This window comes from Streptomyces canus, from assembly GCF_001514145.1.
Taxonomy (GTDB): Bacteria; Actinomycetota; Actinomycetes; order Streptomycetales; family Streptomycetaceae; genus Streptomyces; species Streptomyces canus.
Genome location: NZ_KQ948666.1, coordinates 123,561 through 143,406, shown reverse-complemented (window position 1 = coordinate 143,406; position 19,846 = coordinate 123,561). Strand labels below are relative to the sequence as shown.

The following is a 19,846-nucleotide window of genomic DNA, read 5'->3' as shown; positions in this document are numbered from 1 at the left end:
CGGCCACCCGCACCGGCGCGGGGACAGCGACGACAGCAGCCCGCGCCACCAGCGCGAACTCCCCTTTACTCATGGAGAGTTCGGCCGTGAAGACCCTCAGCATACGTAACCCTGCCGAGCCCGGCCCGCAGAGTCCGCCCTCTTGATACGAACACACCGCGGCGCCATATTGGTCCGGACCATTGCAGTGATGCCCTCACCGGGGAGACAGCGACATGCCCGTTCTCCTACGACGTTCCGCGCTGCTCTGCGCACTGCTCGCGCTGCTCACCTCCTGCGCCTGGGGCGGGGCCGACAACGACAGCGGCCGGCTGCCCGCCGCGCCCGTGGGTGTCACCGCCGCCGCGGGCAGCGCGACCAGCGTGCACGTGATGTGGAACGCCGTGTCCTCCGTGGCGGGCATCGAAGGCTACGAGGTATATCGCGGCCCCACGAGGGTCGAGGATGTGCCGGGTTCACAGCACATGGTGGATGTCACCAGGCTCAGGCCCGCCACCCCGTATGTCTTCAGCGTGCGGGCCCGCGACACGGAGGGGCGGCTCGGCCCACCCAGCCGGGAGGTGCGGGCGACGACTCCGGCGGCCGCGGCGGCGGACCGTTCGGCCCCGACACGCCCGGGCGGGCTGCGGGGCCGGACGGCGGGCAGCCGTGCCGTCCAGGTGACGTGGGCCGCCTCGGCGGACGACCGGGACGTGGTGTCGTACGACATCTATCAGGGCGATACGAAGATCCACAGTGTGGGCGGGAACCAGACGGCGGCCGTGGTCACCGGGCTGCGTCCAGGCACCCGCTACTCCTTCACCGTCCGGGCCCGGGACGCCGCCGACAACCTCTCGCCGGCCGGGGACAGCGTCCGTCTGACCACGCCGGGCAGCGACGACGGCCGGGGCACCGCGCCGACGGACGTCCGTGCGACCACGCGGCGGGAGGCCGACGGCGCGTACTACCTCGACCTGGCCTGGGTGCCGCCCGAGACCGACGGTGTCGTCACGGAGTACCAGGTCCACCTCGACGGCAGGGCGGCCACCTCGCTCGTGTTCGGCGGGACGCCGCCGCGCGGCAGGGCGACGTACAGCTTCTACCTGGGACGCGAGGCCGGGGAGAGCCACCGGGTGCGGATCCGGGCGCGGCTGCCCGACGGCACCTGGGGCGGGCTGTCGACGGAAAGGACGGTGACGACGGGCACCGCCACGGACCGGTGACGGCTCCTCACGCCTGCGCCGGACGAGGGAACCCGTCACCTGCCCGGCGGCGCACCGCATGCGGGCCGGCCCGTCTGCACGTTGGCTCTCCCTGAGGCAGCACGGCCCTTCCCCCACCTCGGCGGCGCCACGGATGTACCGCCAACCGTGCCGCCGGAGGGCAGTCCATGCGCACTACTCAGCTACTTCTCCGCTCCGGCCTGACCGTCGCGGCCGTCGCCGCGCTGCCGCTCGCCCTGACCGCCGGGCCGGCCGCCGCCGCGCCGGGCATCTCCGTGAGCACCTCCGGATCCACGGTCTCCGTCACGACCACGGCATGCTCCCGCACCGCGCCCACCGGCGGCTGGGGCACCGCCTCGCTGCTCACCAGCAGCCAGGCGAGCTTCAGCCAGGGCCGCCAGGTGGCCCTGTCGGGAACCACTTCGCTGCAGTCCGCGGCCTGGTCGAGCGTGAGCCCCGGGACGTACACCGTCATCGTGAGGTGCGCCTTCAACAACAGCACCGCGGGCACCCAGTCGATCATCGTCTCGGGGGCCGCGACGCCCACGATCTCGGCGACGGCCACGGCCTCCCCGTCCCGCGGGGTCATGGGCGGTCTGGGCGGCGCCACCAAGGACTACGGCACCCTGACGCTGGCAGTCGGCGGCGGCCTGGTGGCGGTCGGCGGGGTGGCCACGGTCTGGTTCCTGCGTCGCCGGTCGCGGCCGTACCGCCTCTGAGAGCGGGGCCGTACGCCCCTGGAAACCTTCAGCTGTCCGGGAGTCCGGCGAACTCCTCCAGTGCCTCGGTGAGCCACTGCGTCCAGAAGGTCTCCAGCTCGATGCCCGCGCGCAGGACCAGGTGCTGAAGCCTGGCCTGCGCGCTGTCGTTCCCGAGCGGGAAGTCGCGCTTCTCGATCTCCTCGTACTCGGCCAACTGGCGCCGGTGCAGGTCGAGATGGCGTCGCAGGTCGGCTTCGAGGCCCTCCGTGCCGACGACGGCAGCCGCGCGCAGCCGCAGCAGCAGCGTGTCCCGGTGCGGCTTGGGGTCCTGCGCCGCGGCCGTCCAGCGTTCGAGTTCGGCGCGGCCCGCGGGCAGGACCTCGTAGCTCTTCTTCTGCCCGCGGGTCGGCTGGGCCGCGGGCAGGGCCCGGATCAGGCCCTCGGCCTCCAGTTTTCCCAGCTCGCGATAGATCTGCTGATGCGAGGCCGACCAGAAGTAGCCGATCGACCTGTCGAACCGACGGGTCAGGTCCAGCCCCGCCGACGGCCTTTCGAGCAGAGCGGTGAGGATCGCGTGCGGGAGTGACATGGAGTCATCCTAGGGACGCCCCCTAGAGGGCGGCCGCGACCTCGGTGCCCTGCTTGATCGCCCGCTTGGCGTCCAGCTCGGCGGCCACGTCGGCCCCGCCGATCAGGTGCGCGCTGCGGCCCGCGGCGACGAGCTCCTCGTACAGGTCCCGGCGCGGATCCTGCCCGGTGCACAGCACGACGGTGTCGACCTCCAGGACCGTGCTCTCCTCGCCGACGGTGACATGCAGTCCGGCGTCGTCGATACGGTCGTAGCGCACACCCGGGACCATGGTGACGCCCCGGTGCTTGAGCTCGGTGCGGTGGATCCAGCCGGTGGTCTTGCCGAGCCCGGCGCCGACCTTGCTGGTCTTGCGCTGGAGGAGGTGCACGGTGCGCGGCGGGGCAGGGCGTTCGGGGGCCGCGAGTCCGCCGGGTGCCGTGTAGTCCATGTCGACGCCCCACTGGCGGAAGTACGTCTCTGGGTTCTCGTGCGCCTTGTCGCCGCCGTCGGTGAGGAACTCGGCGACGTCGAAGCCGATGCCCCCGGCGCCGAGGATCGCCACCCGGTCGCCGACGGGGGCGCCGTCGCGCAGGACATCGAGGTAGCCGACCACACTGGGGTGGTCGACGCCCGGGATGTCGGGGGTGCGCGGGGTGACGCCGGTGGCGACGACGACCTCGTCGTAGGCGGACAAGTCCCCCGCGTCCACGGGTGTGTTCAGCCGTACGTCCACGCCGTGGGCGTCGAGCTGGTGGCGGAAGTAGCGGATCGTCTCGTCGAACTCCTGCTTGCCGGGGACCCGGCGGGCCACGTTGAGCTGGCCGCCGATCTCGCTCGCGGCGTCGAACAGCGTGACGTCATGGCCGCGTTCGGCGGCGGAGACCGCGCAGGCGAGTCCCGCCGGGCCGGCTCCGACGACCGCCACGCGTTTGCGCAGCCGGGTCGGGGACAGCACCAGCTCGGTCTCGTGGCAGGCGCGCGGGTTGACCAGGCAGGAGGTGATCTTCCCGCTGAAGGTGTGGTCGAGACAGGCCTGGTTGCAGCCGATACAGGTGTTGATGGCCTCGGGACGGCCCTCGGCCGCCTTGTTCACGAACTCCGGGTCGGCGAGCATCGGGCGGGCCATCGACACCATGTCCGCGTACCCGTCGGCGAGCAACTCCTCGGCCAGTTCGGGGGTGTTGATGCGGTTGGTGGTCACGAGCGGGATCGACACCTCGCCCATGAGCCGCTTCGTCACCCAGGTGTAGGCACCGCGCGGCACCGAGGTCGCGATGGTGGGGATGCGGGCCTCGTGCCAGCCGATGCCGGTGTTGATGATCGTGGCGCCGGCGGCCTCGACGGCCTTGGCGAGCGTGATCACCTCGTCCAGCGTCGAGCCGCCCGGGACGAGGTCCAGCATGGACAGCCGGTAGACGATGATGAAGTCCTCGCCCACTGCCTCGCGCACCCGCCGCACGATCTCCACGGGGAAGCGCATGCGGTTCTCGTACGACCCGCCCCAGCGGTCGGTGCGGTGGTTGGTCTGCGCGGCGATGAACTCGTTGATGAGGTAGCCCTCGGAGCCCATGATCTCCACGCCGTCGTAGCCGGCCTGTCGGGCGAGGCGGGCGGCGCGGGCGTAGTCTCCGATGGTCCGCTCGACCTCGGCGTCGGTGAGCTCGCGGGGCGGGAAGGGGCTGATCGGCGCCTGGAGGGGGCTGGGGGCGACGAGGTCCTGGTGGTAGGCGTACCGGCCGAAGTGCAGGATCTGCATCGCGATCCGGCCGCCCTCGCGGTGCACGGCACCGGTGATGGCCCGGTGCTGCTCGGCCTCCGCGTCGGTGGTGAGCTTGGCACCGCCCTCGTACGGCCGCCCCTCGCCGTTGGGCGCGATGCCGCCGGTGACGATCAGGCCCACTCCCCCGCGCGCTCGCTCCGCGTAGAAGGCGGCCATGCGCTCGAAGCCGCGTTCGGCCTCCTCCAGGCCCACATGCATGGAGCCCATCAGGACGCGGTTGGGCAGCGTGGTGAAGCCCAGGTCGAGCGGGTTCAGCAGGTGCGGGTAACGGCTCATGGGGCCCCTCCGTCGCGGTCTCGTGCCTCTCTGTTGTAGAGGACCGCGCCATCTTTGTGCAACTAGTTGCACAATGGGGGAGGGGTGATACGAACCACGTCGGTGCCCTCAGGTGTGTGCGTCCTTGCCGGCGGCCTCGACGGAGTGAGCCGCTTCGGCGGCGAGACTCCCCAGCAGGGAGAGGGCCTGCTCGGACGGGCTGCCCGGATCGGCCCGGTACACGACCAGCTGCTGGCCAGGGGCGCTGTTGACGGTCAACGACTCGTATTCCAGGGTCAGTTCGCCAACCAGCGGATGTTGGAAGCGTTTACTCTCGCGGGTCTTGCGGCGGATGTCGTGGCGGGCCCAGAGCCTGCGGAACTCCTCGCTGCGCAGCGACAGTTCACCGACCGTGGCGAACAGCCGCGCATCCTCGTGACCGGCTCCGGCGGCGGCCCGCAGCGCGGCCACGGTGTTCACCGCCACGGGCTCCCAGTCCGGGTAGAACTCCCGCGCGTCCGGGTCGAGGAACACCAGCCGCAGCAGGTCCCCTCTGTGGGTGTGACCGGCGAACAGCGCGCCGCCGAGGACGTTGTGGGCCGGCACGGTCAGGCAATGGTCCAGAACCAGTGCCGGAGTGCGGTGCCAGCCCTCCATCATCCGCAGCAGGGCGGGGCTGACCGCCCGGGGATGCGAACGGCCCTGGGTACGGCCGGCGACGGGGCGCGCCAGCCGGTGCAGGTGGTCGACGGCGTCCTCCTCCAGGCCGAGGACGCGTGCCAGCGCCTCGATCACCTGAGCCGAGGGGTTGCGCTCGCGTCCCTGCTCCAGGCGGACGTAGTAGTCGGTGCTGACCCCGGCCGGCACCGCGACCTCTTCCCGGCGCAGGCCCGCCACCCGGCGCCGGCTCCCGGCCGGCAGCCCCGCGTCCTCGGGCCGGACGAGGGCACGGCGGGCGCGCAGGAAGAGGCCGAGCCGGTTGTCACTGTCCATGCCGTCGACCCTAGGTCCGGTCACGGGCCGACGGGAGTCCGCAAGGTGGCCGCGGTACTCCTACGATCCGCTCTCCCCGGGGTGATGCCGCCTGGTCCCAGGCCGGGGCGGGTCCCACCGTTGACGGCATGACACACACCTGGAACCTCAACCACCGTGTCGCGGTCGTCACCGGGGCCACCAGCGGGATCGGCGCGGCCACCGCCAAGCGCCTCGCCACCGGCGGAGCGAGCGTCGCGCTGCTGGGCCGCCGCGAGGACCGCCTCAAGGCACTCGCCGACGAGCTGCGCGCCACGGCCACCGGATCGGTCCTGCCCGTCGCCGTGGACCTGACCGACGCCGCGGCCGTCACGGAGGCGGCCGCTACCGTCACCGGAGCGCTCGGCGCCGTCGATCTGGTCGTGGCCAACGCCGGCGTCATGCTCGGCGCCCCCTTCGAGCGGGCCGGGACCGACGAGTGGGATCGCATGATCGACGTCAACCTGCGCGGTCTGCTGCACACCTCCCGTGCCTTCACGGACGGCCTCCTGGCAGCGGCCTCACGCGGCGGCCCGGCGGACCTCGTCCACGTCGGCTCGGTGGGCGGCCACCTCCTCTTCCCCGACTGGTCCGTCTACTGCGCCACCAAGGCGGCCGTCGCCCACCTCACGCGCAATCTGCGCGCCGAACTCGGGCCGCGCGGCGTCCGCGTGAAGAACATCGAGCCCGGGGTCACCACCACCGAGTTGGGCGCGGGCATGCGGGACGACGAGACACGCGCGTCCTTGTCCCGCATGCGCACCGGCCTCGAGCCCCTGACCGCGCCGGACATCGCCGAGGCCATCGCGTTCTCCGTCGCGGCCCCGCCGAACGTCAACGTCGCCGAGATGGTGGTGGTGCCGGTGCGGCAGGGCTGATCACAGGGTGGCCGGTCGCGCCCGCGGGGTGCGGAGAGGGCGCGGCCGGCCACCGGGCGCCGTAGAAATTCAACAACCCGTCAACGACTCTCGAGCCGCACATGCAGCTCCCGCTCCTGATCCCCCGACGCGGACGCGAGGTCCCGCACCGTGAACATCGAGTCCAACGTCGTCCGCAGCCTCTCGATGGCCCAGTAACCTCCCTGCGCGTCGGCCTCGACCGAGGACGACAACCGTGCCGGCGGCGGACATGAACGCGCTTCCGTCACTTCGAACGTCCCCAGCCACACCATCGGCCGTGACTCATGAAGCTGCTGCGGCACGTCGTCGGTGCCCCGGTCCGACTCGAAGCACGCGGCCAGCGTGTCGAAGACGATCCGGGCGTCCTCCTTGCTGCAACCGCTGATCTCCAGGGAGACGGACTCCTCGTGCGCTCGCTCACGATCCATCGTGATCGCTCCTCTCGTGGCGATGACCGGACCGCCGGGTTCCCCGCGAACCGCGCCACACCCTCAGAAAAGCACCACCTTTCACGGAGCACTACCGGCGGCGGGGTCAGCGAGGCGGGCGATCCCGGTGCGGGTCGAACAAGGGGACGGCGATACCTGCGAGCACCAGGCCCGCGGCCACGAGAATGCCCTCGGGCAGAGCCATCCCCGCGGCGAGGAGGGACACGGCGACGCCCAGACTCCCCCACGCGCGGGTGCGGCGGTACTCGCGGGGCCGGGCGGGGCGGCCCGATCCCAGTGCGCGGGCGAACCGTGGGTCGTCACGCTCCAGCCGTGCCGCGAGTTCGACCAGGTGTTCGTCGTCGGGCTGGCGCATGACTCCTCCTTCGGACGGGCCCTACCGTTCGGCGTCAGCTCCCACCGCGACCGGGACCGGCTCCGGTGTGACGTCCTCCCCCTGCTTCCGGGCACGACGTGACCCCAGCACCCGGGCCAGCAGATGGGCCCGCCCCGCGGCCACCGGGCCGAGAACGGCCAGGACAAGGACATACCCGGCGATGAACGGCGCCAGACGTGCGTCGAGTCCCGCACTGGCCGCCATCGCGCCGAGGATCAGGGCGAACTCCCCCCGGGCCACCAGGGTCGTGGCGATGTCGGCCGCGGGGTGAGCGCCGTAGCCGTAGAGACGGGCGACGAGCAGGCCTGCGACGACGTTCATCACGACGGTCACGGCCGCCGCGGCGGCGACGGGTCCGGCGACGGACGTGACGACTCCGGGGTCGATGGACAGCCCGAAGGCGAAGAAGAAGATCGCGGCGAAGGCGTCGCGCAGCGGGTGCACCAGTCGGCGGATGCGGGGTCCGGAGGGCGTGCCGGCCAGGATCAGGCCCACCATGAAGGCGCCGATGGCGTCGGCGACGCCGAGGACCTCGGAGACTCCGGCGACGAGGACCGCGGCGCCGAGGAAGCTGATGACCAGGAGTTCGTTGTCCCGGACGTGGATCAGCCGGCCGATCCAGCGCGTCCCGTACCGGGCGGCGACGGCCAGCACCAGCAGGAACCCGAAAGCCTTGCCCGCTTGCAGGAGCACCTCCATCGGCCCGCGCGCGCCGCTGATGACGGGCTGCAGCGCGGCCAGGTAGAGCGCGAGGAAGATGTCCTCCACCACGATCACGCCGAGGATCAGCCGGGTTTCGGGGCGGCCGATCCGCCCCAGGTCGATGAGGATCTTGGTGACGATCGCGGACGAGGAGATGCCGAGGACGCCGGCGAGCACCAGTGCCTCCCGGGTCCCCCAGCCCAGGGCGAAGCCGAAGCCGAGACCGGCGCCGACGTTCGCCAGGAGGTAGATGCCGCCCGCGGCGAGCAGGCGCCTGCCGCCGGTGCGCAGGTCGTCGACGTGGAACTCCAGGCCCAGGTAGAACAGCAGCAGCACCAGACCGAGCGCGGAGAGCATCTCGAAGTCGTGTGCGTCCTCCACGAGGACGAGGCCCGGGGTGTGCGGGCCGAGCAGAATGCCGGCGAGCATGAACAGCGGGATGGTCGGCAGGCCGATGCGGCCGCCGAGGCGGGCGAGGAACGCGGCGGCCAGGAAGGCGCCGCCCATGGCGAGCAGGGTGTCAGCGTGTCCCATGGTTCACCTCCCGCGAGGGCGCAGAAGGACGTGCGGGCTGTGCTTCACGGGGGTGGATGCGGGATCTCCCTTTGTCGGTCCGGGGGGTGCTCGTGCCACCGTCGCATCCGGCCGCGAGGCCCCGCCATCGGTGCCGACCCTCATTTCCGCAAGGGCCGGCACCCGCCCGTGAGGGGCTCAACTCCTGGTGAAGCGGTACGTCTTGCTGTCCGTCAGCACACAGAAGCCCGGTGAGACGACGATCACACGCAGGGTTCCGGTACGGCGGTCGTAGTCGATGCCCTCCGCCTCGAACCCGCCCGAGCAGGAGCTCCTGAGGGGCAGTTGACGCAGCGCCGTGACATGCCCGGTGACGTTCGCCGAGCCGGTCGGGGCGGCGGACAGGTCGATCTGGAGGAGCGGCTTGGTGTAGCCGAAGAGCGTGCCCGCCGGGTCGTCGGAGGAGCACAGCAGCTGGGTGGCGCTCAGGAAGTCGCAGCCCTGTACGTCGCGTACGGCGTGGTCGAGGGTGACGCCGGCCGCCTGCGGAAGGTTCGCCGAGGGCGAGGTGCTCGCGTTGACGCCGGGCGTGGGGAACACCAGCAGGCGGGTCATGGTGCCCCACTCACCGGAGAGCATCCACTGTCCGTCGGGCGAGATCGCGACCCAGGAGTTGTTGAGCGCCTCCCCGGAGCTGAGGGTGTGGACGTACTCGGACCAGGTGCCGTCCGGCGCCTGTACCCGGAACATCTTCGCGGTGCCGGAGTCGGCCTGGTAGGGCTCGATGTAGTGGCCGTCGTAGGAGGCGTCGGGGTCGCCCACGTGGTTCCAGCCGCGGCTGGAGACGCCGATGGGGATGGTGCCGATGCCGGTGTACCGGTTGGCGGCTCCGGCGGGGACCTCGACCGAGGCCAGGCCCTGGCTCTCGGTGAGCGGGTTGGCCCGGTCGGAGCCGGTCTCCGTCCAGGTGTCGGCGGCGGAGGCCGGCGGAGCGGCGGCGAGGAGGGCCGTCGCGGTGAGGGTGACGAGGGCGGCGAGGAGCGCGTGACAACGCTGTCTGGCGCGCAGGGGCATGGAGGACTCCTGAGGCTCCTGGTGCGGGGGTGAGGTGGGTCGGCGGACAGTCTGACGCCCCCACGGCAGTCATGTACAGGCCAATCGAATGAACGAGCGGCTTTCGTCACCCCGTCGGACTTCACCGGACGCGCGCCCCCGTGTTGAGGGATGGTGGAAGAACACGACCGCGTGGTCACGGAGACGGTTGAGCGCGGTAGAACAAGGGGAGTCGGCACGGGGGTACGGCGTGCCGCGAGGACGGTCTAAGGCGGTTCGTGCAATGGGTGCAGCCGGAATACCCGCGGCCGAGGGCGCAGAGCCCCCGCGCGGGGCGATACGGCCGAGCGGGCTGCTCGACGAGTTGGGCATGGCCTCGGTGGTGCTGGACGCCGAGGGGCGCATCGTGCTGTGGAGCCCGCAGGCCGAGGAGCTGTTCGGCTACACCGCGCGGGAGGCGCTGGGGCAGTACGCGGCGCATCTGATGATCCACGAACAGCATGCCGACCTGGTCGTCAAGCTGTTCGCCGACGTCATGGCGACCGGGCAGAGCTGGGCCGGCGCCTTCCCCGTCCGGCAGAAGGACGGCGGCACCAAGCTGGTCGAGTTCCGCAACATGCGGCTGCTGGACGACCACGGGGACGTCTACGCGCTGGGGCTGTGCGCCGACCAGCAGACGGTGCGCCGGCTGGAGCGGGACGTGGCGCTCTCGACGCGCATGGTCTCGCAGTCCCCGATCGGGCTGGCCGTGCTGGACACCGAGCTGCGGTACGTCTCGGTGAATCCGGCCCTGGAGCGGCTGAACGGCGTGCCGGCCGAGGAACACGTCGGGCGGAAGATCGGCGAGGTCCTGCCGCATCTCGACGTGGCCGCCTTCGAGGCCGCCGCCCTCGAGGTGCTGCGCACCGGCACACCGCTCGTCGACCAGCACACGGTCGGTTACACGCCCGCGGACCCGGACAGGGAGCACGCCTGGTCGGTCTCGTTGTACCGCCTCGAGGACGCGCTGGGGACCGTCCTGGGAGTGGCGGGCTCCGTGCTGGACGTCACCGAGCAGCACCTGGCGACCGTGGAGGTCGAGACGGCCAGGCGCCGCCTCGCGCTCGTCGCCGACGCCTCCGCCCGTATCGGCACCACCCTCGACCTCGACCGCACCGCCCGTGAACTGGCCGACGTGGCCGTGCCGGAGCTCGCGGACGTGGCGGCCGTGGACCTGCTGGAGGCGGTGGTGCAGGGCAGACCCAGCACCCTCGGCCCCACCGAGCCCGCCGTGATGCGTCCCCTGGCCGTCGACGCGGCCGGTGCCCCGGAGGTCCTGAGCGCGGCCGACCCGCCCGGGCAGGTCGCCCGCTACGCCCCCGAGCGCCTGGTCACCGAGTGCGTGCGCACGGGAAGTCCGGTCCTGGTGGCGCAGGTCGGGCCCGACGACCTCGCCCGTATCGCCCGCTCACCGGAGGCGGCCGCGCTGCTGGCCGAGTCCGGCGTGCACTCCTATCTGGCGGTGCCGCTGATCGCGCGCGGCGAGGTGCTGGGCGCCCTCGACCTCAAGCGCGTCCACCATCCGGAGCCGTTCGGCGAGGACGACCTGCTGCTCGCGCGGGAGCTGGCGGCCCGCGCGGCGGTGCAGATCGACAACGCCCGCTGGTACCAGGACGCCCGCAACACCGCTCTCACCCTGCAGCGCAGTCTGCTGCCCAGCCATCCCTCCGTGACCGGCGGTCTGGAGGTCGCCTCGCGCTACCAGCCCGCGGGCGCCACCGCCGAGGTCGGCGGCGACTGGTTCGACGTGATCCCGCTGGGTGAGGGCAAGACCGCCCTCGTCGTGGGTGACGTGATGGGCAGCGGCATCACCGCCGCCGCGACCATGGGCCGGCTGCGCACCGCGACGAACACCCTGGCCTCCCTCGACCTCGACCCGGCCAAGCTCCTCGAACACCTCGACCGGATCACCGAGGACCTGGACCACTCCATCGCCACCTGTGTCTACGCCGTGTACGATCCGCGGCTCGGACAGTGCCGGATCGCCAACGCCGGGCACCTGCCTCCGGTACGGCTGCGCCCCGGCCGCCCGCCCGAGCTGCTCGAACTGCCCACGGGGGTGCCCCTGGGCGTGGGCGGTGTCGCGTTCTCCACGACCACCGTCGACCTCGCACCCGGGGACCGGCTCGTCCTGTACACGGACGGTCTCGTCGAGACACGGCAGCACCCGCTCGACGAGCGCCTGGACGCACTCCTCGACCTGCTCGACAGCCCCGACGGCCCCCTGGAGGAGGTCTGCGACCTGCTGCTGCGCACACTGCACCAGCCGGACAACTCCGACGACGTGGCGCTGCTGATCGCACGGGTGCAGACGCCTGTGGCCTGATGGGGTCTCCGTCACCGGTACCGACAGGCGCCCTGGCCGCCGACGGCACGGCCCATCCGCCCCCCGACGGGACGACTCCGGCGGCGGCGTCCTCGCGGCAGTCACCGGACGGCAGGGGACCACGGTTCAGCGGGGCACCGTCGAGGAGATCGACAGCGACCGGGTCACCGTGAAAAGCGACACCACGGGGGCCGACGCGCTCGACAAGGGCTACACGGTGGGACCGGCAGGCTCACCGCGATGACACCAGGGCCGCCGCCCAGGGCTTCACCGGCACCTGGGAGAACGACCCTCCTCGGCGGGCCACCCGGCACGGCAAGGGAGACCGGCGTCAGGTGGACCCGGCGGAAGAGGGCAGGGCGTCCGGGCTCGCCTCGGGCAGGGTGGTGGGTCGTCGGGGCAGCAGGAGCGGGGTGGCCAGCAGGAGCAGACCGGCCAGCGCGATGGCCTCACGGGTTCCGGTGAAGGTGGCCAGCAGGCCCCACAGGGCGGTCAGGGCCGCGGTGGTCAGCTTGCCGGTGACCGACCAGGCGGAGAGGGTGCGGACCACCCGGTCCGTCGGCGTCGTCTCCAGCCGGAAGGTGGAGAACACCGGGTTGAAGACGGCGCAGGAGGTGATCACCCCGAGCTCGACGGCCATCACGAGCAGCAGCCCGGCGGTGCCGGGGCCGACGAAGGCCAGGCCGAGCGGCCAGCACGCGCGCAGGACGCCCGAGGCGAGCAGGACGCGGTGCCGTCCGAACCGGGCGACCAGGGGGCGCGCGATCCGTGAGCCGAGCAGGCCCCCGAGACAGGGCACCGAGAAGGCGAGGGCGTACTGCCAGGGGGCGAAGCCCAGCGGGCCGAGCATGAGGACGGTCAGCAGTGGCACCGGCACCATGATCAGGGCATTGACCAGGACCGTGTTGAAGAACAGCGGGCGCAGGACGGGACTGGACAGGATGTACCGCCAGCCCTCCAGGAGGGACCCCTTCGCCTCCGTGGTGGGTGCGGGCCGTGGCTCCCCGCCACCGATCGCCCGGATCCCCAGTGCGGAGAGCAGATAGCTGACGGCGTCGGCCAGAAGCGTCGTCACAGGACCGAAGAGTCCGATCGCGGCACCGCCGAGGGGCGGCCCGATCACGATGCTGGTCCAGTTCGTGGCCTCGAACCGCCCATTGGCGATCAACAGGTCGTCCCCGCCGACGAGGGACTTGAGGAAGGCTCCCGAGGCGGCGCCGAAGGTGATGTCGGCCGCCGCCACGACCACCGACACGGCCAGCAGCTGCACGAAACCGAGCACACCGAGCGCGTACGCGGCAGGCACGCTCAGCAGGGCGGCGAACCGGACGAGGTCCATCGCGACCATCACCGGTCGCTTGCGGCGGAACTCCACCCAGGGCCCGAGCGGCACCGCCACCGCGGCCCCGACCGCGAGCCCCGCGGCCGCCAGCGCGGACACCGCGGCAGGGCCGGCGTGCAGCACCAGAACGGCGATCAGCGGGAAGGCGCCGAACGACAGCGAGGTGCCGAACGCACTGACCGCGTAGGCCGCCCACAACCACCCGAACCGCCGCCCCAGCGACCGCCTCCCGTCCACGCCCGAAACCCCCTCGTCGACAACCTCACGTTGACCGACGCCATCCAACCGAGTGCCGGGCCTGCCGATCAAACAACCACCGCACCGACAGGCCACAACCCGAGGTTGTGCCATGACGGCCTAGGCTACTGGCATGGATCTCGACGCCGTACGCACCTTTGTCGCCGTGGCGGACGCGGGGCGGTTCCAGGAGGCCGCCGACCGGCTGGCTGTCACCCAGCAGGCCGTGTCGAAGCGGGTCGCCGCCCTGGAGAAGGAGCTCGGGGCGCGGCTGTTCACCCGCACCCCGCGCGGTGCCCGCCTCAGCATCGACGGACAGGCGTTCCTGCCCCACGCCCGCGAGTTGCTCCGGGCCGCGGAACGGGCGGCCGCTTCAGTACGGCCGGGCAGCCGGGCCCTGCGCGTCGACGTGATCGGCCGCCGCCTCGCGCCGGCCGAACTGCTGCGCGCCTTCCACCGCACGCACCCCGACATCGAGCTCGATGTCGTCACCCTCTTCGACGCCGACGCGGCCGTCGACGCGCTCCGGTCCGGCACGATCGACGCCACCTTCCGCGCGCTCCCGCATTCCCCGGGTCGGTCGACCGACGGTATCGAGTCCGTACGGGTCTACGACGAGCCGGTCCAACTCCTCACCGGCCCCGACCACGCGCTCGCGGGAGCCCGCTCGGTGGAACCCGCCCGACTGGCCGGGCACCGCATCTGGATGCCCGGCCTGGTCACCGGAACCGAGTGGGGGACCTACTACGACGACCTCGCCGCCGCCTTCGGCCTCACCATCGAGGTCACCGGCCCCGACTTCGGCACCGACCCCCGACTCGACACCATCGCCGACTCCCCGGCCCTGGCGACCCTCGTCGGCGAGCTGACCCGGCTGGTCTGGCCGGCCGACCAGGACCTGCGCCGTATCCCGGTGCACGGGCCCACGCCGGTCTACCCCCACTCCCTGATCTGGCGCGCCGACAACCCCCACCCGGCACTCGCCGCCCTCCGGGCACACCTGCACGCCACCCGGCCCGAGCCGCCGGGCGTGGGGACGTGGGCGCCTGGCTGGGCTTAGTCGTTGGTGCCGATCACGACGTGGGCGTAGAGCTCCTCGGAGACCGCGAGGCGGGGTGTCAGGCCGCTGTGGGTGAAGGCGTCGACGGCGGCGGAGGCCTGGCGTTCGCTGGTCTCGACGAGGAGGCAGCCGCCGGGGGCGAGCCAATGAGGGGCCTCGGTGGCGACGCGGCGCAGGATGTCCAGTCCGTCCGCACCGCCGTCGAGGGCGACCAGGGGCTCGTGGTCGCGGGCCTCGGTGGGGAGGAAGGCGACCTCGTCGGTGGGGACGTAGGGGACGTTGGCCGCGAGGATGTCCACGCGGCCGCGCAGATCGGCGGGGAGGGCCTCGAAGAGGTCGCCGGTGTGGGCCCGGCCGCCCGCGTCGGCGATGTTGCGGCGGGCGCAGTCCACCGCGGCCGGGTCGATGTCGGCGGCGTGCAGCTCGACCGGGCCCAGCGCGGCGGCGAGCGAGGCGCCGACCGCACCGGAGCCGCAGCACAGGTCCACGACGACGGAGGCGTCCGGCGCCTGGGCGAGGGCCTCTTCGACGAGGAACTCGGTGCGACGGCGGGGCACGAAGACGCCGGGGCCGACGGTGATGCGCAGTCCGCGGAACTCCGCCCAGCCGACCACGAGTTCGAGGGGGTGGCCGGTGACCCGGCGGTCCACCATGCCGGCCAGTTCGTCCGGGGTACGGGCGGCGGCGAGGATCAGGCGGGCCTCGTCCTCGGCGAAGACACAGCCCGCGGTGCGGAGTGCGGCGACGACGGCGTCGGGAGAGGTGAAGCGGGGAGAGAGTGAAGGCATGGAAGCCAAAAGCCTTTCGGGAGCCGAAGGGCGCTCCCGCGGTCACCTACAGACGGTGATCCGCGCCGATTCCAGGAGAGAGCACCCGATCTGACACAGCGTCGATGGGTCTCACCTCCTTGGTCCCGCACGGCTGGGACCGCCCTCAGCCGGAGCGCCACCCTACCCCAGAACCGCGCGAGTTGTACTCTGCAACCAGTACTGCGAGGGAGGTCCGGTGGAAGCAGGGATGGCCGTGGAGACGATCCAGCGCGAGATGACGGTCTTCGCGCGACGGGCCCGGGCCTCGGCGGGCCGTCTGCATCCCGAACTGTCGCTGGTGTCGTACACGCTCCTCGGGCATCTGGAGGAGCGCGACGGCTGCCGCGCCACCGACCTGGCCGCCCATTACGCCCTGGACAAGTCCACGGTGAGCCGCCAGGTCGCCGCTCTGGAGCGGACCGGCCTCGTCGAACGGCGCCAGGACCCGGAGGACCACCGTGTCCAGGTGCTGCTTCTGACCGAGGCAGGCCGGCACATCCTGGGCCAGGTCACCGTGAGCCGGCGCGCGGCCGTCGGCGAGCGGCTCGCGGACTGGTCGCAGGAGGACCTGGAGCGGTTCGCCGGCTACCTGGTGCGTTACAACGCCTGGCCACGGTCCGGCTGACGGTGCCTAGGACACCGCCTCCGGCAACCGCTCGGGCACCCGTGCGGCGAGGAAGGCAGTGGTGCGCCGGAGCCGGAATCCGAGGGACTCGTAGAGCCGGATGGCACCGGTGTTCTTCGCGCCGGTGTGCAGGAACGGGGTCTCGCCGCGCTCGCGTATGCCGTGCGCGACGGCGAGGACCAGCCGGGTCGCGAGGCCCTGGCCGCGGACGGCGGCGTCGGTGCAGACCGCGCTGATCTCGGTCCAGCCCGGCGGGTGCAGCCGCTCCCCCGCCATCGCCACGAGGGCGCCGTCCCGGCGTATGCCCAGGTAGGTGCCCATCTCTATGGTGCGGGGCAGGAAGGGTCCCGGCCGGGTCCGTTCGATCAGGTCGAGGATCTCGGGGACGTCGGCGGGGCCGAGTCGGACCACCTCCGGGTCGGGTGCGGTGGTGAGACCGTCGTCCACCAGCTGCACGCCCTCGACGTGGAACGTGATCTCCCAGCCCTCCGGGAGTTGTCCCGCGTAAGCCGTCAGCGGTACCTCTGCGCCGGGGCCCGCGAGCGCCGCGAGGTCGGCCCAGTCGCCGGCGTCGGGCGCGTCGGGCAGAGCCAGCCACGGCGAGACGTCGACGGGGTAGCGGAGGACCCGGCCGCGCTTCTCGGCGAAGTGGGCGTGCGGGCCGGTCAAGGAGGCGAGGGCGGGGTTGTCGAGGACGTGCGGGGCGCCGGCGGTCATCGGGCGACCTCGATGACCGTCTTGCCGCGGGCGTGGCCTTCCTCGACCGCGCGCAGCGCCTCGTCGGCGCGCTCAAGAGGAAACGTTCCGGTGATGTGCGGGTCCAGGTCGCCCTTGAGTACGAGCCGCGCCAGCTCCTCCAGTACGGCCGCGTTGCGGGCCCGCGCCACGCGGGTACCGCCCAGCCGCCGCACCTCCTCCTCCGGTGCGCCGGCGGTGATCAGCCTCGTCCGGTCGGTGAGCAACTCGGCGGCCTCGGCGAGCACTTCGCCGCCGACGAGGTCGTACACCCCGTCGATGCCGTCCGGTGTGGCCGCCCGGGCCCGCTCGACCCAGGCCGGCCCGGAGGAGACGTGGTCGGCGCCGAGCGACTCGACGAAGTCCTTCTTGCCCTCGCTCGCCACGCCGACCGCACGGAGCCCGAAGGCACGGGCGATCTGTACGGCGGCCGCGCCGACTCCCCCGCCCGCGCCGGTCACCAGCAGTGTCGCGCCCTGGGGCAGATCGAGCTGGCGGACGCCGTCGTAGGCGGTCGCGGCGGCGACGGGCAGAGTGGCGGCGGCCGCATGGGACAGTCCGGCGGGTTTGTGCGCGGCGATGTCGACGGGCACCAGGGTGTATTCGGCGTAGCCCCCGCTGAGCGTGTTGCCGAAGACCTCGTCCCCGACCGCGAACCCCTCGACCCCCTCGCCGAGCTCCGCCACGACTCCGGAGACCTCGCTGCCGAGCACCGCGGGGAAGGCGCGGCCGGCGCTGTCACCGGGTCGCCGGTAGCCCGAGCGGATCTTCCAGTCCACGGGGTTCACGCCCGCCGCACGGACGGCCACCAGGAGCTGACCGGGTCCGGGACTGGGCCGGTCCACGTCCACGAACGCCTCGGTCTCCGGTCCGCCGTACCGCGTGAAGACGTACGCCTTGGGCATCTGCTTCCTCGCTCTCCTCGCACTGTCACCGGGACACCGGCCCGGCACTCCAGCGCCAAGGAGCGGCGCGCGACGGCTATTCCCGGCCCGGCGCAGTGTTCATACGGCCGCAATGATCGGGGCACTGACCTGGGACGGAGCACGCGCGGCGACGGCGTACGGTTTAAGGCATGAACGTCACCCGAGGCTTCGACGGACGCCCCCGCGTCCAGAACACCGGGCTCCCGCCGGGCCAGTACGACGCAGGCGACGACTGGCCGGTGCTCTCCGCCGAGGTCACGCCGGACCTCTCGCCCGCCGACTGGACGTTCCGGGTGGACGGACTGGTCGAACAGCCGCGCACCTGGGACTGGGACGAGGCGCACACGCTGCCCGCTTCGGCCTACGAGGGCGACATCCACTGTGTGACGAGTTGGTCGAAGTTCGGGGTGCGGTTCGCGGGTGTGTCGCTGGACGCGTTCCTGGCTGTGGTCCGGCCCCATGGGTCCGCCACCCATGCCGTCGCGTACTCGCACACCGGATACACCACGAACCTGCCGCTCGCGGACCTGACCGGCGGACGGGCGTGGATCGCGTGGGAGTACGACGGGAAGCCGCTGCCCACCGAACACGGCGGGCCGGCGCGGCTGCTGGTGCCGCACCTGTACTTCTGGAAGAGCGCCAAGTGGGTCGCGGGGCTGACGCTGCTGGATCACGACGAGCCGGGTTTCTGGGAACAGAACGGCTATCACGCGCGGGGCAACCCGTGGGAGGAGCAGCGGTACTCCGGTGACTGAGACCTTCGCCCCCGTCACGCGGTTCGCCGTGCCAGGACGTATCGCGGTGAGCAGCCGCGCCGCCGCCGAGTGGCAGACCGCCACGCTCACCGAGGTCCGCCGCGAGACCCCGTACGCCGCCACGTTCCGTTTCGCGGTGCCCGCCTGGCAGGGGCACCTGCCCGGCCAGCATCTGATGCTGAGGCTGACCGCCGAGGACGGCTACACCGCCCAGCGCCACTACTCGATCGCGTCCCCGCCGGAGGACTCCGGGCACATCGAGCTGACCTTGGACCATGTCGAGGGCGGTGAGGTCTCGGGGTGGTTCCACTCGGTCGCGAGGCCCGGTGACGAGGTCGAGGTGCGCGGGCCGCTCAGCGGGTTCTTCGCCTGGCCCGGTGACCGGCCCGCGCTGCTGATCGGGGCCGGTTCCGGTGTCGTACCGCTGATGTCGATGGTGCGGCACCACCGGGCGCGCGGGCTGTCCGTGCCACTGCGGCTGCTGGTGTCGGCGCGCAGCCCCGAGGAGCTCATCTACGCACGGGAGTTCGGCGCCGAGACGACGCCTGTGTTCACACGGAGCGCTCCTCAGGGGGTACCGGTGGGACGTATGGCGGCCGCACATGTGGCACCGCTCCTGGCTGCGCAGCCCGAAGGTGGGTGGGAGGCTTATGTGTGTGGATCCAACGCGTTCGCCGAGCACGCCTCGCGGCTGCTGGTGCAGGCCGGTCAGCCGGTGGACCGTATCCGGATCGAGCGTTTTGGCTGACGGTGGTGCGCATGTGCGCGCCGCCACAAGTGAACGACGCGGATGGAGGGGTACTACATCTGTGTGACCGCTCGCAGGCGGGCGTGGTGCGGAGGTCGACATGCGAACCCGGGTGCGCGGCTGGCGCTGGCGGCGTAATCCGCTCAGGCGCCGGTCGGACGTCGTCGAGGCGTGGACGGCACTGGCCGTCGCAGCTCTGATGTTGCTGGGTGCCCCGCTGGTGGGCGCGGTCGTGGGCTGGTGGGCGCATGACGACGCCCGTGCGGTGGCGGCCGCTCAGCGCTCCGAACGCCACCGGGTCCACGCGGAGGTCGTCGGCAGGGTCCCGGACTCACTGCCCTCGGTCCAGGGCGGCCGGGAGCGCTCCTACCGGGTGACCGTGCGCTGGACGGAGGCCGGGGGCGCCGCGAAGACGGCCACCGCCCGCGTCCCCTCGGGTACCGACCAGGGCGACAAGGTCGACGTGTGGTTCGACTCCCGGGGCCGGAGCGTGGCCCCGCCGCCGGACGAGACCGCCGTCTGGCAGCACACGGTGACGATGGGAGCGTGTGGCGCGGGCGCCACGATCGCCGTGATCCTGCTCGGCCACTCGCTCGTCCGCGGTGCGGCGACCCGCCACCGGCTCGCCGAGTGGGAACGGGACTGGGCGCTCACCGAACCACAGTGGACCCGCCGCCGCGCCTGACCGAGCGGCCTGGGCCGACCCCCTCATGTCGTCAGCGTCGGCCGACG

Annotated in this window: 20 protein-coding genes; 9 read left to right on the top strand and 11 right to left on the bottom strand. The window is 72.3% G+C overall.

The features are described 5' to 3' along the window. Positions 1-215 precede the first annotated feature (215 nt). Positions 216-1,202, top strand: coding sequence for a fibronectin type III domain-containing protein (locus tag AQJ46_RS31330; protein WP_059208755.1), 987 nt, complete (start codon positions 216-218; stop codon positions 1,200-1,202). A gap of 167 nt (positions 1,203-1,369) precedes the next feature. Continuing rightward, the gene (locus AQJ46_RS31325) at positions 1,370-1,921 is read left to right on the top strand and encodes a hypothetical protein (RefSeq protein ID WP_059208754.1); all 552 of its coding nucleotides are present in this window, start codon (positions 1,370-1,372) and stop codon (positions 1,919-1,921) included. 28 nt (positions 1,922-1,949) lie between these two features. Here the strand turns inward: AQJ46_RS31325 and AQJ46_RS31320 are convergent, their stop codons facing one another. The 3 genes from AQJ46_RS31320 to AQJ46_RS31310 all read right to left on the bottom strand — a co-directional run bounded on the left by AQJ46_RS31320 (position 1,950) and on the right by AQJ46_RS31310 (position 5,502). Beyond that, the gene (locus AQJ46_RS31320; RefSeq protein ID WP_059208753.1) at positions 1,950-2,492 is read right to left on the bottom strand and encodes a PadR family transcriptional regulator; all 543 of its coding nucleotides are present in this window, start codon (positions 2,490-2,492) and stop codon (positions 1,950-1,952) included. Positions 2,493-2,514: 22 nt separating this feature from the next. Further along, on the bottom strand, positions 2,515-4,530 hold the full coding sequence (locus AQJ46_RS31315) for an NADPH-dependent 2,4-dienoyl-CoA reductase (protein WP_059208752.1): 2,016 nt from the start codon (positions 4,528-4,530) through the stop codon (positions 2,515-2,517). Between the two features lie 108 nt (positions 4,531-4,638). After that, the gene (locus AQJ46_RS31310; protein ID WP_059208751.1) at positions 4,639-5,502 is read right to left on the bottom strand and encodes a helix-turn-helix transcriptional regulator; all 864 of its coding nucleotides are present in this window, start codon (positions 5,500-5,502) and stop codon (positions 4,639-4,641) included. 128 nt (positions 5,503-5,630) lie between these two features. On the opposite strand from AQJ46_RS31310, the gene AQJ46_RS31305 reads away from it, so the two are divergent. After that, entirely contained in the window at positions 5,631-6,398 is a 768-nt protein-coding gene (locus tag AQJ46_RS31305) for an SDR family oxidoreductase (RefSeq protein WP_059208750.1), read from the top strand. 80 nt (positions 6,399-6,478) lie between these two features. Here AQJ46_RS31305 and AQJ46_RS31300 read toward each other — a convergent pair whose 3' ends face one another. From AQJ46_RS31300 to AQJ46_RS31285, 4 genes are all read right to left on the bottom strand, one after another. Next, entirely contained in the window at positions 6,479-6,847 is a 369-nt protein-coding gene (locus AQJ46_RS31300; protein WP_059208749.1) for a hypothetical protein, read from the bottom strand. Positions 6,848-6,953: 106 nt separating this feature from the next. Continuing rightward, complete coding sequence (locus AQJ46_RS31295; RefSeq protein ID WP_059208748.1) at positions 6,954-7,223, bottom strand: DUF3040 domain-containing protein; 270 nt, start codon at positions 7,221-7,223, stop codon at positions 6,954-6,956. A 21-nt stretch (positions 7,224-7,244) separates the two neighbouring features. Further along, complete coding sequence (locus AQJ46_RS31290) at positions 7,245-8,480, bottom strand: cation:proton antiporter (RefSeq protein ID WP_059208747.1); 1,236 nt, start codon at positions 8,478-8,480, stop codon at positions 7,245-7,247. Positions 8,481-8,657: 177 nt separating this feature from the next. After that, positions 8,658-9,533 (bottom strand): hypothetical protein, encoded by an 876-nt coding sequence (locus tag AQJ46_RS31285; RefSeq protein WP_059208746.1) that lies wholly within the window; start codon positions 9,531-9,533, stop codon positions 8,658-8,660. Between the two features lie 262 nt (positions 9,534-9,795). Here AQJ46_RS31285 and AQJ46_RS31280 point away from each other — a divergent pair, with 262 nt between their 5' ends. Continuing rightward, positions 9,796-11,877: a SpoIIE family protein phosphatase gene (locus tag AQJ46_RS31280; protein WP_059208745.1), complete on the top strand. Its 2,082-nt coding sequence runs from the start codon at positions 9,796-9,798 to the stop codon at positions 11,875-11,877. Positions 11,878-12,208: 331 nt separating this feature from the next. On the opposite strand, the gene AQJ46_RS31275 is transcribed toward AQJ46_RS31280, so the two are convergent. After that, positions 12,209-13,456, bottom strand: a complete 1,248-nt coding sequence (locus AQJ46_RS31275; protein WP_059208744.1) for an MFS transporter — start codon at positions 13,454-13,456, stop codon at positions 12,209-12,211. 133 nt (positions 13,457-13,589) lie between these two features. Between AQJ46_RS31275 and AQJ46_RS31270 the strand changes: the two genes are divergently transcribed. Then, positions 13,590-14,516, top strand: coding sequence for a LysR family transcriptional regulator (locus AQJ46_RS31270; protein ID WP_059208743.1), 927 nt, complete (start codon positions 13,590-13,592; stop codon positions 14,514-14,516). Here the strand turns inward: AQJ46_RS31270 and AQJ46_RS31265 are convergent. After that, positions 14,513-15,304 (bottom strand): putative protein N(5)-glutamine methyltransferase, encoded by a 792-nt coding sequence (locus AQJ46_RS31265; RefSeq protein WP_059208742.1) that lies wholly within the window; start codon positions 15,302-15,304, stop codon positions 14,513-14,515. The genes AQJ46_RS31270 and AQJ46_RS31265 overlap by 4 nt on opposite strands. Positions 15,305-15,533: 229 nt before the next feature. Here AQJ46_RS31265 and AQJ46_RS31260 point away from each other — a divergent pair, with 229 nt between their 5' ends. Beyond that, entirely contained in the window at positions 15,534-15,950 is a 417-nt protein-coding gene (locus AQJ46_RS31260; protein ID WP_059208741.1) for a MarR family winged helix-turn-helix transcriptional regulator, read from the top strand. 6 nt (positions 15,951-15,956) lie between these two features. Here AQJ46_RS31260 and AQJ46_RS31255 read toward each other — a convergent pair whose 3' ends face one another. Both AQJ46_RS31255 and AQJ46_RS31250 read right to left on the bottom strand, forming a co-directional pair. Beyond that, positions 15,957-16,667 (bottom strand): GNAT family N-acetyltransferase, encoded by a 711-nt coding sequence (locus AQJ46_RS31255; protein ID WP_059208740.1) that lies wholly within the window; start codon positions 16,665-16,667, stop codon positions 15,957-15,959. Beyond that, positions 16,664-17,590, bottom strand: coding sequence for an NADP-dependent oxidoreductase (locus tag AQJ46_RS31250; RefSeq protein WP_059208739.1), 927 nt, complete (start codon positions 17,588-17,590; stop codon positions 16,664-16,666). The genes AQJ46_RS31255 and AQJ46_RS31250 overlap by 4 nt, the downstream gene beginning before the upstream one ends. Positions 17,591-17,760: 170 nt before the next feature. On the opposite strand from AQJ46_RS31250, the gene AQJ46_RS31245 reads away from it, so the two are divergent. The 3 genes from AQJ46_RS31245 (at position 17,761) to AQJ46_RS31235 (ending at position 19,799) form a co-directional block, all read left to right on the top strand. Next, the gene (locus tag AQJ46_RS31245; protein WP_059208738.1) at positions 17,761-18,366 is read left to right on the top strand and encodes a sulfite oxidase-like oxidoreductase; all 606 of its coding nucleotides are present in this window, start codon (positions 17,761-17,763) and stop codon (positions 18,364-18,366) included. Beyond that, on the top strand, positions 18,359-19,114 hold the full coding sequence (locus tag AQJ46_RS31240; protein ID WP_059208737.1) for a ferredoxin reductase: 756 nt from the start codon (positions 18,359-18,361) through the stop codon (positions 19,112-19,114). The genes AQJ46_RS31245 and AQJ46_RS31240 overlap by 8 nt, the downstream gene beginning before the upstream one ends. Before the next feature lie 100 nt (positions 19,115-19,214). Then, positions 19,215-19,799 (top strand): Rv1733c family protein, encoded by a 585-nt coding sequence (locus AQJ46_RS31235; protein ID WP_059208736.1) that lies wholly within the window; start codon positions 19,215-19,217, stop codon positions 19,797-19,799. Positions 19,800-19,846 lie beyond the last annotated feature (47 nt).

Coding starts and splice junctions, on each gene's coding strand:
- AQJ46_RS31330 (WP_059208755.1), top strand. CDS start 216: ATGCCCGTTCTCCTACGACGTTCCGCGCTGCTCTGCGCACTGCTCGCG.
- AQJ46_RS31325 (WP_059208754.1), top strand. CDS start 1,370: ATGCGCACTACTCAGCTACTTCTCCGCTCCGGCCTGACCGTCGCGGCC.
- AQJ46_RS31305 (WP_059208750.1), top strand. CDS start 5,631: ATGACACACACCTGGAACCTCAACCACCGTGTCGCGGTCGTCACCGGG.
- AQJ46_RS31315 (WP_059208752.1), bottom strand. CDS start 4,530: ATGAGCCGTTACCCGCACCTGCTGAACCCGCTCGACCTGGGCTTCACC.
- AQJ46_RS31235 (WP_059208736.1), top strand. CDS start 19,215: ATGCGAACCCGGGTGCGCGGCTGGCGCTGGCGGCGTAATCCGCTCAGG.
- AQJ46_RS31285 (WP_059208746.1), bottom strand. CDS start 9,533: ATGCCCCTGCGCGCCAGACAGCGTTGTCACGCGCTCCTCGCCGCCCTC.
- AQJ46_RS31260 (WP_059208741.1), top strand. CDS start 15,534: ATGGCCGTGGAGACGATCCAGCGCGAGATGACGGTCTTCGCGCGACGG.
- AQJ46_RS31300 (WP_059208749.1), bottom strand. CDS start 6,847: ATGGATCGTGAGCGAGCGCACGAGGAGTCCGTCTCCCTGGAGATCAGC.
- AQJ46_RS31250 (WP_059208739.1), bottom strand. CDS start 17,590: ATGCCCAAGGCGTACGTCTTCACGCGGTACGGCGGACCGGAGACCGAG.
- AQJ46_RS31295 (WP_059208748.1), bottom strand. CDS start 7,223: ATGCGCCAGCCCGACGACGAACACCTGGTCGAACTCGCGGCACGGCTG.
- AQJ46_RS31320 (WP_059208753.1), bottom strand. CDS start 2,492: ATGTCACTCCCGCACGCGATCCTCACCGCTCTGCTCGAAAGGCCGTCG.
- AQJ46_RS31310 (WP_059208751.1), bottom strand. CDS start 5,502: ATGGACAGTGACAACCGGCTCGGCCTCTTCCTGCGCGCCCGCCGTGCC.
- AQJ46_RS31270 (WP_059208743.1), top strand. CDS start 13,590: ATGGATCTCGACGCCGTACGCACCTTTGTCGCCGTGGCGGACGCGGGG.
- AQJ46_RS31290 (WP_059208747.1), bottom strand. CDS start 8,480: ATGGGACACGCTGACACCCTGCTCGCCATGGGCGGCGCCTTCCTGGCC.
- AQJ46_RS31245 (WP_059208738.1), top strand. CDS start 17,761: ATGAACGTCACCCGAGGCTTCGACGGACGCCCCCGCGTCCAGAACACC.
- AQJ46_RS31265 (WP_059208742.1), bottom strand. CDS start 15,304: ATGCCTTCACTCTCTCCCCGCTTCACCTCTCCCGACGCCGTCGTCGCC.
- AQJ46_RS31255 (WP_059208740.1), bottom strand. CDS start 16,667: ATGACCGCCGGCGCCCCGCACGTCCTCGACAACCCCGCCCTCGCCTCC.
- AQJ46_RS31280 (WP_059208745.1), top strand. CDS start 9,796: ATGGGTGCAGCCGGAATACCCGCGGCCGAGGGCGCAGAGCCCCCGCGC.